Source organism: Pseudomonas sp. MAFF 730105 (assembly GCF_055380705.1).
Window position 1 is genome coordinate 5,172,671 of sequence record NZ_AP018438.1, and the last position, 13,131, is coordinate 5,185,801.

Genomic DNA, 13,131 nt, shown 5'->3' on the forward strand with positions numbered 1-13,131 from the left:
GATAAAATTCGTCTAAAAACGCTCAGACACCTGGATATACGCATGCAACTCACTGACAAAGTAATCATTATCACCGGCGGTTGCCAGGGTCTGGGCCGCTCCATGGCCGAGTATTTTGCCGACAAAGGCGCGAAGCTCGCCCTGGTGGACCTCAACCAGGAGAAACTCGACCAGGCCGTTGCCGCCTGCGTGGCCAAGGGCGTCGAAGCCCGGGCATACCTGTGCAACGTCGCCAATGAAGAACAGGTGAGCGACATGGTCGCCCGGGTTGCCGAAGATTTCGGCGCGATCCACGGGTTGATCAACAATGCCGGGATCCTGCGCGACGGCCTGTTGCTCAAGGTCAAGGACGGCGAAATGACCAAGATGAGCCTGGCCCAGTGGCAGGCCGTGATCGACGTCAACCTCACCGGTGTGTTCCTCTGCACCCGTGAAGTGGCGGCGAAAATGGTCGAGCTGAAGAACAGCGGCACCATCATCAATATCTCGTCGATCTCCCGGGCCGGCAACATCGGCCAGACCAACTACTCGGCCGCCAAGGCCGGTGTGGCAGCCGCCACCGTGACCTGGGCCAAGGAACTGGCGCGCTACGGCATTCGTGTCGCCGGCATCGCACCGGGCTTCATCGAAACCGAGATGACCCTGGGCATGAAGCCTGAGGCCCTGGAGAAAATGACCTCCGGGATTCCACTCAAGCGCATGGGCCGGCCCGAAGAGATCGCTCATTCAGCAGCCTATATCTTCGAGAACGACTATTACACCGGGCGGATCCTGGAGATGGATGGCGGGTTGCGGATGTAAAACCGCCGCAAAAGCCAGTGTGGGAGCGAGCCTGCTCGCGTTGGCGGTGTGTCAGTCAACGCGAGGTTGAATGTAATTCCGCTATCGCGAACAGGCTCGCTCCCACAGGATTTGCCTCCGGCTTGTCAGTCGTCGCTGACAGTAATATTCGGCATCGCCGGTGCAGCCGCTTCCTGCAACACGATCCGCGCGCCCACATGACGGGCCAGTTCCTGGTAGACCATGGCGATCTGGCTGTCCGGCTCGGCGATCACCGTCGGCTTGCCATCGTCGGCCTGCTCGCGGATCAGCATCGACAGTGGCAGCGAAGCCAGCAATTCGACGCCGTACTGGGTGGCCAGTTTTTCGCCGCCGCCTTCGCCGAACAGATGTTCAGCGTGCCCGCAGTTCGAACAGATGTGCACCGCCATGTTTTCCACCACGCCCAGCACCGGGATGTTCACCTTGCGGAACATCTCCACCCCCTTGCGGGCATCCAGCAGGGCCAGGTCCTGGGGCGTGGTGACAATGACCGCGCCGGCCACCGGGACTTTCTGCGCCAGGGTCAGCTGGATATCGCCGGTGCCCGGCGGCATGTCGATCACCAGGTAATCCAGGTCGCCCCAGGCGGTCTGCGTCACCAGTTGCAGCAAGGCACCGGACACCATCGGCCCGCGCCAGACCATCGGCGTGTTGTCGTCGGTGAGGAAGGCCATGGACATGACCTCCACGCCATGGGACTGGATCGGCACGAACCACTTCTGGTCCTTGACCTGCGGCCGGGTGCCTTCGGCAATGCCGAACATGATGCCCTGGCTCGGACCGTAGATGTCCGCATCGAGCATCCCGACCTTCGCCCCTTCACGGGCCAGGGCCAGGGCCAGGTTGGCTGCGGTGGTGGACTTGCCCACACCGCCTTTGCCCGAGGCCACAGCGATCACGTTCTTGACGTTCGCCAAACCCGGCACCTGCGCCTGGGCCTTGTGGGGGACGATCACGCTGGTGACATCGACCTTGGCGGTGGTCACACCGTCCAGGGCCTCGATTGCCATCTGCAGCATCTGCGCCCAACCGCTCTTGAACAGATCGGCGGCGTAGCCGATTTCCAGCTGGACACTGACATGCTCACCCTGGATGTCGATGGCGCGTACACATCCAGCGCTGACCGGATCCTGGTTCAGGTAGGGGTCGGTGTATTGGCGAAGGACGGCTTCCACCGTTGCGCGATTGACGGCGCTCATGGGCAACTCCGATAGCAGGACTTGAAAAACAGGTCGCTATCCTAGACCCGATTACCGATATGTGAATACTTTTGTGCTCATAGTTCGCGCATGACGCAATATTTTCCGCAGCCCCGAAACCGGCCCGAAGGGTGAAAAAAAGCCGCCGGCGCTTTATAGTGGCCGACCTCCGTTTCATCTAAGTAGCCGAGCCCCATGTCCGAGCCACGCAAGATTCTCGTCACCAGCGCCCTGCCCTATGCCAATGGTTCGATTCACCTCGGCCATATGCTGGAGTACATCCAGACCGATATGTGGGTGCGCTTCCAGAAACATCGCGGCAACCAATGCATTTATGTCTGCGCCGACGACGCCCACGGTTCGGCCATCATGTTGCGCGCGGAAAAGGAAGGCATCACCCCGGAACAACTGATCGCCAATGTCCAGGCTGAACACAGCGCCGACTTTGCCGAGTTCCTGGTGGACTTCGACAATTTCCACTCCACTCACGCCGAAGAAAACCGTGAGCTGTCGAGCCAGATCTACCTGAAACTGCGTGACGCCGGGCACATCGCAACCCGTTCGATCACCCAGTATTTCGACCCGGAAAAGAAAATGTTCCTGGCCGACCGCTTCATCAAGGGTACCTGTCCGAAATGCGGCACCGAGGACCAGTACGGCGACAACTGCGAAAAATGCGGCGCGACCTACGCGCCGACCGACCTGAAAGATCCGAAATCGGCGATTTCCGGTGCGACGCCGGTGCTCAAGGACTCCCAGCATTTCTTCTTCAAGCTGCCGGACTTCCAGCAGATGCTGCAGGGCTGGACCCGCAGCGGCACCCTGCAGGACGCGGTCGCCAACAAGATCGCCGAATGGCTCGACGCCGGCCTGCAGCAGTGGGACATCTCCCGTGATGCGCCGTACTTCGGCTTTGAGATCCCCGACGAGCCGGGCAAGTACTTCTACGTCTGGCTGGACGCCCCCATCGGCTACATGGCCAGCTTCAAGAACCTCTGCAACCGCACGCCGGAGCTGGACTTCGACGCGTTCTGGGGCAAGGACTCCACCGCCGAGCTGTATCACTTCATCGGCAAGGACATCGTCAACTTTCACGCCCTGTTCTGGCCCGCGATGCTCGAAGGCGCCGGTTTCCGCAAGCCGACCGGCATCAATGTCCACGGCTACCTGACCGTCAATGGTCAGAAAATGTCCAAGTCCCGCGGCACGTTCATCAAGGCCCGCACCTACCTGGACCACCTGTCGCCGGAATACCTGCGCTACTACTACGCGGCCAAGCTTGGCCGTGGCGTCGACGACCTGGACCTGAACCTCGAGGACTTCGTCCAGAAGGTCAACTCCGACCTGGTGGGCAAGGTCGTCAACATCGCCAGCCGTTGCGCCGGTTTTATCCACAAGGGCAACGCCGGTGTGCTGGTGGCGGGTAACGCCGCACCGGAGCTGACGGACGCGTTCCTGGCCGCAGCGCCAAGCATCGCCGAAGCCTACGAGGCCCGCGACTTTGCCCGCGCCATGCGCGAGATCATGGCCCTGGCCGACCGTGCCAATGCCTGGATCGCCGACAAGGCACCGTGGTCGCTGAACAAACAGGAAGGCAAGCAGGACGAGGTCCAGGCGATCTGTGCACTGGGCGTCAACCTGTTCCGCCAACTGGTGATTTTCCTCAAGCCGGTGCTGCCGCTGCTGGCCGCCGATGCCGAGGCGTTCCTGAACGTCGCGCCGCTGACCTGGAACGATCACCAGACCCTGTTGAGCAATCATCAGTTGAACGAGTTCAAGCCACTGATGACCCGCATCGATGCTGCCAAGGTGCAAGCCATGACCGACGCCTCCAAGGAAGACCTGGCCGCCAGCCAGACCGACACCGGCGCTGCAACCGGCAACGGCGAACTGGTCAAGGACCCACTGTCACCGGAAATCGAGTTCGACGCATTTGCCGCCGTTGACCTGCGCGTGGCACTGATCGTCAAGGCCGAGGCCGTCGAGGGCGCCGACAAACTGCTGCGCCTGACCCTGGACATCGGTGACGAGCAACGCAACGTGTTCTCCGGCATCAAGAGCGCCTACCCGGATCCGGCCAAGCTCGAAGGCCGGTTGACGATGATGATCGCCAACCTCAAGCCTCGCAAAATGCGCTTCGGCATCTCTGAAGGCATGGTGATGGCGGCAGGCCCCGGCGGTGAGGAAATCTATCTGCTGAGCCCCGACAGCGGCGCCAAGCCGGGTCAGCGGATCAAGTAAGACGATTGCACGCTGCACCGATCCCACAGACGCTTTGCAAGCGGCTGTGGGATTTTCATATCTGGCCTGCCGGATAATGCCTAATCTTGTAACAGGTCCTTTTGTCACCTAATACATCATGTCCGACATCCTTCTCACATTGCTCGGCACTGCCCTGATCAACAACCTGGTGTTGCATTCGCCGCTGGGCGTCGATCCGCTGCTGAAGGCCGGTGGAAGACAGCAGGTCCATGCCCTGGGCCTGGCCTCGACATGCCTGATGCTGGTGGTCGGCACCCTGGGTTACCTGATCGACCATTGGCTGCTGGTCCCGGTAAACCTGACGTCGCTGCGCCTGTTCGCCTGGCTGCCCTTGAGCGTCCTGTTGATCGGGCCATTGCTGCGCCTGCTGGCGCGTTGGCTGCCGGCACTGCCGTTCGAGGGATTGTGGCCGCTGTTGCTTGGCAACGCCGGCATACTGGGCGTCGCGCTGCTCAATAGCCAGGACGATCGAGGGCTGGCCCACGCCATCGCCTTGAGCCTGGGTGCCGGGCTGGGCTTGTGGCTGGTGTTGAGCCTGTTCGAAGATTTGCGCCAACGCACCCTCAATAACGATATTCCCCTGCCCTTTCGAGGCCTGCCTGTTCAGTTGATTGCCGTCGGGTTGATGGCGGTGGCGTTCCTTGGATTACGCGGGCTGGTCAAAACATGAACCTGATTCAACGTATCGACGCCCTGCTACCGCAAACCCAATGCGGAAAGTGCGGCCATCCAGGGTGCAAGCCCTACGCCGAAGGCATCGCCGAGGGCGAGCCGATCAACAAATGCCCGCCCGGCGCAAGCGAAACCATCGCCGCGCTGGCCGACCTGCTGAAAATACCGGTGCTGGAACTGGATACCAGCCGTGGCTCGGCCCCTGCGCAAATAGCCTTCATCCGCGAGGCCGAATGCATCGGCTGCACCAAGTGCATCCAGGCCTGCCCGGTGGACGCGATTGTCGGCGCAGCAAAGCTGATGCACACCGTCCTCATCGACGAATGTACGGGCTGCGATCTCTGCGTGGCCCCCTGCCCGGTCGACTGTATCGAAATGCGGCCCTTGCCGATGGCGACCGTGCTGCCGGTTGTCGGAGGCCTGGCCTTCAGCCCCGAGGAACAACAAGCACGTACCGCCAAGCGCAACCATGCCCGGCGGCGCTTCGAACAACGCAATGCGCGCTTGCGTCGCGAAGAAGAGCAGCGTCAGGCGGAGCGCTTGGCACGTACCCAGCACGCCGCCAAAACCCCAGCCCAGCCCCAGGCAATGGATCCGGTGCAGGCCGCACTGGAACGGGTACGTGCGCAAAAAGCCGCCAGCGTCGATGCCGCACTGAAAAAGGCCAAGGTCGACCTGGCCATGAGCCGGGCACAACTGAACAAATCCTTGAAAGCCTTCGGTCATCCACCGACCTTTGAGCAGCAGTCGCAATTGATTGTGCTGCAACACCAGTACGAAGCGGCGGAGCAGGCCCTGGCACAGCTGGAAAGCAGCGTACCGCCGGCCGCACCAACTGCCGCACCGGCGCAGGATGCCGAACTGAAGCGGGCGAAGATCCAACTGGCGATGCGGCGCGCCGAACTCAGCAAAGCCCGGGCGGCGGCAGCCCCGGACGCAGACGTACAGGCGTTGGAGCAGGCGGTAAGAAACGCCGAACGCCAGGTGGACGCCCATGCCACTTCCTGAGGCCCCGGATGAGCGCCTACGGCAAGCGATGATGCGCGTGCTGCTGGCCACGCTACCCGGTGCGCTGGCATTGATGTGGTTTTATGGCTGGGGCGTGGTACTCAACCTGCTGCTGTCCGGGATCACCGCATTGGCGGTCGAAGCACTGGTGCTGCGTTTGCGGCATCGACCGCTCAAACCCGAGCTGAACGACGGCAGCGCGCTGGTCAGCGCCACATTGCTGGCCCTCGCCTTGCCAGCCTATTGTCCATGGTGGCTGACGGTTACCGCGGCCGCTTGCGCCTTGTTGTTCGGCAAGCACCTGTGGGGCGGCGTCGGCAACAATCCGTTCAACCCGGCCATGCTCGGTTACGCCCTGGTGCTGGTGGCGTTCCCCGTCCACATGAGTCAATGGCCAATGCCCCACGGCGTCGGCTTGCTTGAAGGCCTGCAACAGGTGGCTGGCGTTCATCCCACTCCCGATGCCTGGGCCGGCGCGACAGCGCTGGACAGCTTGCGCATCAACAAGAGCCTGACCATCGATGAGTTGTTCGCCAGCAATCCGGCGTTCGGACGTTTCGGCGGTCGCGGGGCCGAGTGGATCAACCTGGCATTCCTGACGGGCGGCCTGTTCCTGCTGCAGCAACGCGTATTCAGCTGGCACGCGCCGGTGGGCATGCTGGCCGGCCTGTTCACCATCAGCCTGTTGTGCTGGAACGGCTCCGGCTCGGACTCCCACGGTTCACCGCTGTTTCATCTGCTGACGGGAGCGACCCTGCTGGGGGCGTTTTTCATCGTGACCGAACCGGTTTCGGGGCCCAAGGCGCCGCTCGCTCGCCTGCTGTTCGGCGTCGGAGTGGGGCTGCTGGTCTACCTGATCCGCATCTGGGGTAGCTACCCGGACGGCGTGGCGTTTGCGGTGCTGCTGATGAACCTCGGGGTGCCGGCGCTGGAGCGTTTCGTCGAAGCACGGCAAGGACGGCAAGCGCCATGAGAAATCCCGGCGGCGTTGCCCTCCTGGCGCTGTTGACCGCACTCGGCCTCGGTGCCACGTACCTCATGCAAATCGGCACCGCCGAGCGCATTGAGGGCCAGCAACAGACCCTCGCGAATAGAACCCTGCTCGAGGTCTTGCCCACCGACCTGTACGACAACCGGCCATTGGCACAGCCGGTTTTGACGGACCCGGTACCCCTGGCCCATAGCACGTTGCTGGGTGGCTACCTCGCGACCCGTACCGGCCAGCCCGCCGCCGTACTGCTACGCAGCCAGGCATTGGGCTACGAAGGCAGCATCGAATTGCTGATCGCCATCGACCCGTCGGGCCGTCTGTTGGGGGTGAAAACCCTGCGCCAGACCGAAACACCGGGCCTGGGCGCGGCCATTGCCGGTTGGCCTAACGCCTGGCTGCAAGGCTTCAACGGCAAATCCCGTGAGGCCCCCAGCGACAGCGGTTGGGCCTTGAAAAAGGACCAAGGGCAATTCGATCAACTGGCCGGCGCAACGGTGACCTCCCGGGCAGTGCTCCAGGCCGTACACGATGCGCTGCGCTATTTCGACGAACACAAGGCATCCTTGACCGGAGGCGTTGCCCATGAATAAACAGTCACTGACCCGCGGCCTGCTGCTCGTGCCTTTGGTTGGCGCCAGCAACTCATTGGTCAATGCGCTGGGCCTATGGGTGGCGTGGACGTTGATCAGCGGCGGCCATGGCTTGGCGATGGGCCTTGTGCGGCCGCGCCTGAGCGCTTATCAGCGCTTGCTGAGCTCTGTCGTCCTGGCCGCGACCCTGACCGCCTGCGCCAGTCTCGCCGCCCAGGCCTGGTGGCTGGAAGGGTATCGGTCGTTGAACCTTTACATCGGCTGGATAGCCTTGAGTTGTGTGGCGCTGGAACACGACAGTTCTTTCATCGAGCCACGCCTGCCAGGCTATCTCAAGCTGACGGGGCTGTTCGGTCTGTTGATGATCAGCTTGGGCACCCTGCGCGAACTGATCGGCAATGGCACCCCATTGGCCTTGCTTGCCCCCGGAGGGTTCCTGCTGCTGGGCCTGCTGCTGGGGGCCTACCAGGCTTGGATGCCTGCCAAAACCCAATCAACCCTCGAGGAAACGCCGCGCCCATGAACGCCGCAAAACGCCTGGAAATATTTCGTCGCTTTCACGAAGACAACCCCGAGCCGAAAACCGAACTGGCCTACTCCTCGCCGTTCGAGTTGTTGATCGCGGTGATCCTCTCGGCACAATCCACCGATATCGGCGTCAACAAGGCCACGGCCAAGCTGTTTCCGGTGGCCAACACCCCGGAGGCGATCCATGCACTGGGCGTAGAGGGACTGTCCGAGTACATCAAGACCATCGGCCTGTTCAACAGCAAGGCAAAGAACGTGATCGAAACCTGCCGTCTGCTGATCGAGCGCCATGGCAGTGTCGTTCCCCAGACCCGCGAGGCGCTGGAAGCCCTTCCCGGCGTAGGTCGCAAGACCGCCAACGTGGTGCTCAATACTGCATTCCGCCAGTTGACCATGGCAGTGGACACCCACATTTTCCGCGTCAGCAACCGAACCGGCCTGGCGCCGGGCAAGAACGTGGTGGAGGTGGAGAAGAAGCTGATGAGGTTCGTGCCCAAGGAGTATCTTCTCGACTCCCATCACTGGCTGATCCTGCATGGGCGCTACGTCTGTCTGGCCCGCAAGCCCCGCTGCGGCAGTTGCCGGATTGAAGACCTGTGCGAATACAAGGACAAGACCTCTGACGATTGAGGCGTTATTGCTTTTATAGATACATCGATTGAAAAAATCTTTTTTACCCGCTCGTGGTTTATCGATATAAGGTGCCCCAAAGGCAGTCTTAGCCTGGAGTCGAACCCATGAGTACTGGCAAAGAACAACTGGATGTAGAAGACGATTTCATCGCCATTGAAACCGAAGACGCCGAACCGGTGGTGGAAGTGCCCAAGACCAATCTGAGCAAACGCCGAACCATCGACAACCTGCTGGAAGAGCGTCGCCTGCAAAAGCAGCTGGCCGATTACGACTTTGACCTCTGACACGTAAAAGCCTCCCATGTGGAGGCTTTTTACTGAGTACGCGTGACCGAGACCTCACACCAACCCGTTACGCTGTGCCAGTTCGATCAAATCGACCAGCGAACGGGCATTGAGCTTCAACAACAAACGGGTCTTGTAGGTACTGACGGTCTTGTTGCTCAAAAACATTCCATCCGCAATTTCCTTGTTGGTTTTTCCGCGAGCCAGTTGCTGCAGCACCATCATTTCCCTTCCAGACAAACGATCCACCATATCGGATTCGCTGGCATTGCCAAGACTCGAACGCACCGTGTGCAGCGCCTGGTTGGGAAAGTAGCTGTAGCCGGAGAGTACGGCTTTTATCGCACTCAACAACTCCGTGAGGTCCTGTTGCTTGCATACATATCCGGCCGCGCCTGTCTGCATGCATCGCATCGAAAAATGCCCGGGTGCCTGAGAGGTCAGTACCAGTACTTTCAATGGTGAGGGGTTGGAGGTCAGACGCGCAATGACCTCCAGCCCGTCCAATTTCGGAATACCAATATCCAGGATGACAATATCGGGGGCTTGCTCCCGGGCAAGTTGTAACGCATCGACGCCGTTATCCGTTTCGGCAATAACTTCATAACCATGACGCTCCATCAGTAAACGTACAGCAAGACGAATGACGGGATGATCATCAACGATCAGCACTTTATTCATGGGCAAATCCAACTTCGCTGTTCGAATTTTTAGAGCAGGCACAATAGCCTAGTCATTTCTACCTTGGCATGCCGCGCCCCCTGGCCGCCCACACCGAAAGACGCAACCTACAGGCAACACAGAAAATTCCTACAAATTCTCGCGGAAATAATGTGCCATGAATGGGTCCGCAGAATGCGGGTGGCGCTTTCACAGTCCCCGCCCCCCTATGAATAGCGCGGTTTTTACCCTGTAGAAGCGTTCCTTTTACATATAGATAGAGACTCGACAGCTCATAAAAAGTAACTGAATTATTTACCCATAAACGTCATTTTCTCCTACCCGCGCATCAGAATTCATATAAAAGGACAGGACCATTCAATACGACACTTACAACAAGACACCCCCCTCTTATATATTCAAGCTCATCAAACCCAACAAACCATTAAATTTCATGCCACTTAAACTAACCGAACTGGATCACTCATGAGCATTCACCATGAACAAGCCTTTGAAAACCATTGCAAACCCCATGACCCTCATTGCCATATTCGCAACCTTATCCGAAACCTCCGCGGCGATTTCCTTGCCGTTTCTGGATGATCAGGATCGTAAATATTATCTGTGGTTCCTGATCAGCTTTCCTTTTTATCTCCTGCTTCTTTTTTTCGTCACGCTCAACTTCAACTATCGCTCGTTGTATTCCCCTTCAGACTTTCGCAAGAACAAACACTTCGTCAAGACCATGGATGACCCGATATGCCGCGGTAAACGCGTGTTCCGTCGCCCCCACAAGATAAAAAAATGGCGGGTGCGCCTTCAGCGAGGAAAGCATGATCCACGACGAGTGATACTGGTCGTGTGCAACCCTTCGGAACGGCTGATCGAAGTCGATCGAGCAAAACACTCAAAACAGGCTGCGCAGCCCACAGAGATAGTCGTGTACGTCATGTACAACCGCGACCGGGCAGGCGTTGTGCCGGACGGATGAGCGCTACGCAGAAAGCGCCGCGACGGGGTGCAGCACAGGTAGGGAAGGCAAAAAAAACGGCCTGCTCAGGGCAGGCCGTTTTCACATCGACAGGATCAGAACAGCTTGCGACCCTTGTTCGCCGCGATGCGCATGCGCAAGGCATTGAGCTTGATGAACCCGGCCGCGTCGGCCTGGTTGTAGGCGCCACCGTCTTCTTCGAAGGTCGCGATGTTGGCATCGAACAGCGAATCGTCGGACTTGCGCCCGGTCACGATCACATTGCCCTTGTACAGCTTCAGGCGTACGACACCGTTCACATTGACCTGGGAGGCGTCGATCATCTGTTGCAGCATCAGACGCTCAGGGCTCCACCAGTAACCGGTGTAGATCAGGCTGGCATACTTGGGCATCAACTCGTCTTTGAGGTGCGCCACTTCGCGGTCCAGGGTGATCGATTCGATTGCCCTGTGAGCACGCAGCATGATGGTGCCGCCTGGGGTTTCGTAGCAACCACGAGACTTCATGCCGACATAACGGTTCTCGACGATGTCCAGACGACCGATGCCGTGTTCGCCACCGATACGGTTCAGGGTCGCCAGCACAGTGGCCGGGCTCATTTCCACGCCGTCCAGAGCGACGATATCGCCGTTGCGATAGGTCAGCTCCAGGTATTGCGGAGTATCCGGGGCCTTTTCCGGGGAAACGGTCCAGCGCCACATGTCTTCTTCGTGCTCGGTCCAGGTGTCTTCCAGCACGCCGCCTTCATAGGAGATGTGCAGCAGGTTGGCATCCATCGAGTACGGGGATTTCTTCTTGCCGTGACGCTCGATCGGGATCGCATGCTTCTCGGCGTAATCCATCAGTTTTTCACGGGACAGCAGGTCCCACTCGCGCCACGGGGCAATGACTTTCACGCCGGGCTTGAGGGCATAGGCGCCCAGTTCGAAACGCACCTGGTCGTTGCCTTTGCCGGTGGCGCCATGGGAAATGGCGTCGGCGCCGGTCTCGTTGGCGATTTCGATCAGGCGCTTGGCGATCAGCGGACGGGCGATGGACGTACCAAGCAGGTACTCGCCTTCGTAAACGGTGTTGGCACGGAACATCGGGAACACGAAGTCGCGGACGAATTCTTCGCGCAGGTCATCGATGTAGATCTCTTTGACGCCCATGGCCTGAGCCTTGGCGCGTGCAGGCTCGACTTCTTCGCCCTGCCCCAGGTCAGCGGTGAAGGTCACCACTTCGCAGTTATAAGTGTCCTGCAGCCACTTGAGGATCACCGAAGTGTCCAGGCCGCCGGAATACGCCAGAACGACCTTGTTTACGTCCGCCATGCCATCACTCCACGGGTTGTACGGAAAGCCGTCAAGTCTAACGTCCGGCGCAGATAATTTACAGAGGCGCGACAGCTTATGACGACGAAGCGACAGATTATGTCGAGCGCGCGACGATCAAATCGAATCAGGATGTCCGCGCAGTGGCCGGAACGGGACTCGGGGCCGAGGTCTTGGCCGGCGCAGCCGCGGGCGACGGGGCCTTGGCGGGTGCAGCGGTCGGTGCTGGCGCCTTGGCCGGAGCCGCAGCGGGCGCGGGTGCTGGTTGAAGGGCAGGTTGAGGTACCGGCGCTTCGGTGGGGGACACACGCGACAGCTGGACGACCACACGGCGGTTCTTGGCCCGGTTGGCGGCGTTGGTGTTGGGTACCAGAGGGTAGCGCTCGCCATGGAAGCGCAAGGTGATCTGCGACTCCTGGAAGCCATTGGCCTTGAAGAAATCCTGGACCGCCAGGGCCCGGCGGCGCGACAGCTCACGATTGGTCAAACGGTTACCGCTGTTGTCGGAGTGACCGTCAAGCTCGACATGATTGACGCTCGGGTCGGCCTTGATGAAGTCGAGCATCACCTGCAATTGGGCCTTGGCGTGTGCGTCGAGCTCGACCTCTTCGCCGGGGAAGCCGATCTGGGTCTGCTTAATCTGCTCGAAATTCTTTGGCAACAGTTTCGCCACACAACCTTGATAGTCGCTGAAGGCCTTGTTGAAGCGCACGGGCAGTAGCCGGACTTCCGACACCCTCCCGTCCTCGGTGTTGCGACGCACCACCGGGCTACGCCCCTCCATCAGCCCGCTGATCAAACGACCCGCCTGGACCTGGGAGCTGTTGAACAGCACGTCGCCACTGCCGATCCTGACCGATCCCAGGTTGATGTCGCCCCGCCCCGGTTGCCACGGCGCAGCCGCCGCCAGCAACGTTGCCGACCCGCCACCCATCATCGGATTGTAGGTCTTGAGGCGGAACGTGGCCTGCTCGCCCGCCCGGCGAACGAATTCGCCGCTGCCGAAATCGGTGATCGGCTGGCTCAGCCGGCACTCGAACTTGTCGCCTTCAACCGTCCACTCAATGCTCTCCAGACGGGTCTGGAAAGTGAGCGCCATGGCAGGAAGACTGGCAAACACACTGAGCAAGGCTAGATAACGCTGGCGCACGGGAGGCTCCACTGGCTTTTGTACGAAA

At 60.1% G+C, this 13,131-nt stretch carries 14 protein-coding genes; 10 read left to right on the forward strand and 4 right to left on the reverse strand.

Annotated features, from left to right (window positions below):
* Positions 1–42 precede the first annotated feature (42 nt).
* Positions 43–801 carry an SDR family oxidoreductase gene (locus PCOSP_RS22600; RefSeq protein WP_139647763.1) on the forward strand — a complete coding sequence of 253 codons (759 nt, stop codon included), beginning with the start codon at positions 43–45 and terminating at the stop codon, positions 799–801.
* A gap of 125 nt (positions 802–926) precedes the next feature.
* Here the strand turns inward: PCOSP_RS22600 and apbC are convergent, their stop codons facing one another.
* The gene (gene apbC / locus PCOSP_RS22605) at positions 927–2,021 is read right to left on the reverse strand and encodes an iron-sulfur cluster carrier protein ApbC (RefSeq protein WP_139647761.1); all 1,095 of its coding nucleotides are present in this window, start codon (positions 2,019–2,021) and stop codon (positions 927–929) included.
* Positions 2,022–2,216: 195 nt separating this feature from the next.
* Here apbC and metG point away from each other — a divergent pair, with 195 nt between their 5' ends.
* The 8 genes from metG (at position 2,217) to PCOSP_RS22645 (ending at position 8,989) form a co-directional block, all read left to right on the forward strand.
* Positions 2,217–4,262 carry a methionine--tRNA ligase gene (gene metG / locus PCOSP_RS22610; RefSeq protein ID WP_139647759.1) on the forward strand — a complete coding sequence of 682 codons (2,046 nt, stop codon included), beginning with the start codon at positions 2,217–2,219 and terminating at the stop codon, positions 4,260–4,262.
* Between the two features lie 118 nt (positions 4,263–4,380).
* Complete coding sequence (locus tag PCOSP_RS22615) at positions 4,381–4,953, forward strand: Rnf-Nqr domain containing protein (protein WP_175363301.1); 573 nt, start codon at positions 4,381–4,383, stop codon at positions 4,951–4,953.
* Complete coding sequence (rsxB, locus tag PCOSP_RS22620) at positions 4,950–5,963, forward strand: electron transport complex subunit RsxB (protein ID WP_139647755.1); 1,014 nt, start codon at positions 4,950–4,952, stop codon at positions 5,961–5,963. The genes PCOSP_RS22615 and rsxB overlap by 4 nt, the downstream gene beginning before the upstream one ends.
* Positions 5,950–6,936, forward strand: coding sequence for an RnfABCDGE type electron transport complex subunit D (locus tag PCOSP_RS22625; RefSeq protein ID WP_139647753.1), 987 nt, complete (start codon positions 5,950–5,952; stop codon positions 6,934–6,936). The genes rsxB and PCOSP_RS22625 overlap by 14 nt, the downstream gene beginning before the upstream one ends.
* The gene (locus tag PCOSP_RS22630; RefSeq protein ID WP_464709551.1) at positions 6,933–7,544 is read left to right on the forward strand and encodes an RnfABCDGE type electron transport complex subunit G; all 612 of its coding nucleotides are present in this window, start codon (positions 6,933–6,935) and stop codon (positions 7,542–7,544) included. The genes PCOSP_RS22625 and PCOSP_RS22630 overlap by 4 nt, the downstream gene beginning before the upstream one ends.
* Complete coding sequence (locus PCOSP_RS22635; RefSeq protein WP_464709553.1) at positions 7,537–8,067, forward strand: Rnf-Nqr domain containing protein; 531 nt, start codon at positions 7,537–7,539, stop codon at positions 8,065–8,067. The genes PCOSP_RS22630 and PCOSP_RS22635 overlap by 8 nt, the downstream gene beginning before the upstream one ends.
* Positions 8,064–8,702: an endonuclease III gene (nth, locus tag PCOSP_RS22640; RefSeq protein WP_464709554.1), complete on the forward strand. Its 639-nt coding sequence runs from the start codon at positions 8,064–8,066 to the stop codon at positions 8,700–8,702. The genes PCOSP_RS22635 and nth overlap by 4 nt, the downstream gene beginning before the upstream one ends.
* Before the next feature lie 107 nt (positions 8,703–8,809).
* The gene (locus PCOSP_RS22645; protein ID WP_139647744.1) at positions 8,810–8,989 is read left to right on the forward strand and encodes a PA3496 family putative envelope integrity protein; all 180 of its coding nucleotides are present in this window, start codon (positions 8,810–8,812) and stop codon (positions 8,987–8,989) included.
* 54 nt (positions 8,990–9,043) lie between these two features.
* On the opposite strand, the gene PCOSP_RS22650 is transcribed toward PCOSP_RS22645, so the two are convergent.
* Complete coding sequence (locus tag PCOSP_RS22650) at positions 9,044–9,670, reverse strand: response regulator transcription factor (protein WP_041020234.1); 627 nt, start codon at positions 9,668–9,670, stop codon at positions 9,044–9,046.
* Between the two features lie 478 nt (positions 9,671–10,148).
* Here PCOSP_RS22650 and PCOSP_RS22655 point away from each other — a divergent pair, with 478 nt between their 5' ends.
* A complete protein-coding gene (locus PCOSP_RS22655) occupies positions 10,149–10,640 on the forward strand; it encodes a hypothetical protein (RefSeq protein WP_254704999.1) in 492 nt (163 codons plus the stop codon).
* Between the two features lie 95 nt (positions 10,641–10,735).
* On the opposite strand, the gene PCOSP_RS22660 is transcribed toward PCOSP_RS22655, so the two are convergent.
* Positions 10,736–11,953 carry an argininosuccinate synthase gene (locus PCOSP_RS22660; RefSeq protein ID WP_024779511.1) on the reverse strand — a complete coding sequence of 406 codons (1,218 nt, stop codon included), beginning with the start codon at positions 11,951–11,953 and terminating at the stop codon, positions 10,736–10,738.
* A 127-nt stretch (positions 11,954–12,080) separates the two neighbouring features.
* Entirely contained in the window at positions 12,081–13,103 is a 1,023-nt protein-coding gene (locus PCOSP_RS22665; RefSeq protein ID WP_175363296.1) for a flagellar protein MotY, read from the reverse strand.
* Positions 13,104–13,131 lie beyond the last annotated feature (28 nt).

Excerpts from the sequence above, each read along its gene's own strand:
- PCOSP_RS22600 (WP_139647763.1), top strand. The coding sequence starts at position 43 with ATGCAACTCACTGACAAAGTAATCATTATCACCGGCGGTTGCCAGGGT.
- PCOSP_RS22630 (WP_464709551.1), top strand. The coding sequence starts at position 6,933 with ATGAGAAATCCCGGCGGCGTTGCCCTCCTGGCGCTGTTGACCGCACTC.
- rsxB (WP_139647755.1), top strand. The coding sequence starts at position 4,950 with ATGAACCTGATTCAACGTATCGACGCCCTGCTACCGCAAACCCAATGC.
- PCOSP_RS22650 (WP_041020234.1), bottom strand. The coding sequence starts at position 9,670 with ATGAATAAAGTGCTGATCGTTGATGATCATCCCGTCATTCGTCTTGCT.
- PCOSP_RS22625 (WP_139647753.1), top strand. The coding sequence starts at position 5,950 with ATGCCACTTCCTGAGGCCCCGGATGAGCGCCTACGGCAAGCGATGATG.
- apbC (WP_139647761.1), bottom strand. The coding sequence starts at position 2,021 with ATGAGCGCCGTCAATCGCGCAACGGTGGAAGCCGTCCTTCGCCAATAC.
- metG (WP_139647759.1), top strand. The coding sequence starts at position 2,217 with ATGTCCGAGCCACGCAAGATTCTCGTCACCAGCGCCCTGCCCTATGCC.
- PCOSP_RS22635 (WP_464709553.1), top strand. The coding sequence starts at position 7,537 with ATGAATAAACAGTCACTGACCCGCGGCCTGCTGCTCGTGCCTTTGGTT.
- PCOSP_RS22655 (WP_254704999.1), top strand. The coding sequence starts at position 10,149 with ATGAACAAGCCTTTGAAAACCATTGCAAACCCCATGACCCTCATTGCC.
- PCOSP_RS22645 (WP_139647744.1), top strand. The coding sequence starts at position 8,810 with ATGAGTACTGGCAAAGAACAACTGGATGTAGAAGACGATTTCATCGCC.
- PCOSP_RS22660 (WP_024779511.1), bottom strand. The coding sequence starts at position 11,953 with ATGGCGGACGTAAACAAGGTCGTTCTGGCGTATTCCGGCGGCCTGGAC.
- nth (WP_464709554.1), top strand. The coding sequence starts at position 8,064 with ATGAACGCCGCAAAACGCCTGGAAATATTTCGTCGCTTTCACGAAGAC.
- PCOSP_RS22615 (WP_175363301.1), top strand. The coding sequence starts at position 4,381 with ATGTCCGACATCCTTCTCACATTGCTCGGCACTGCCCTGATCAACAAC.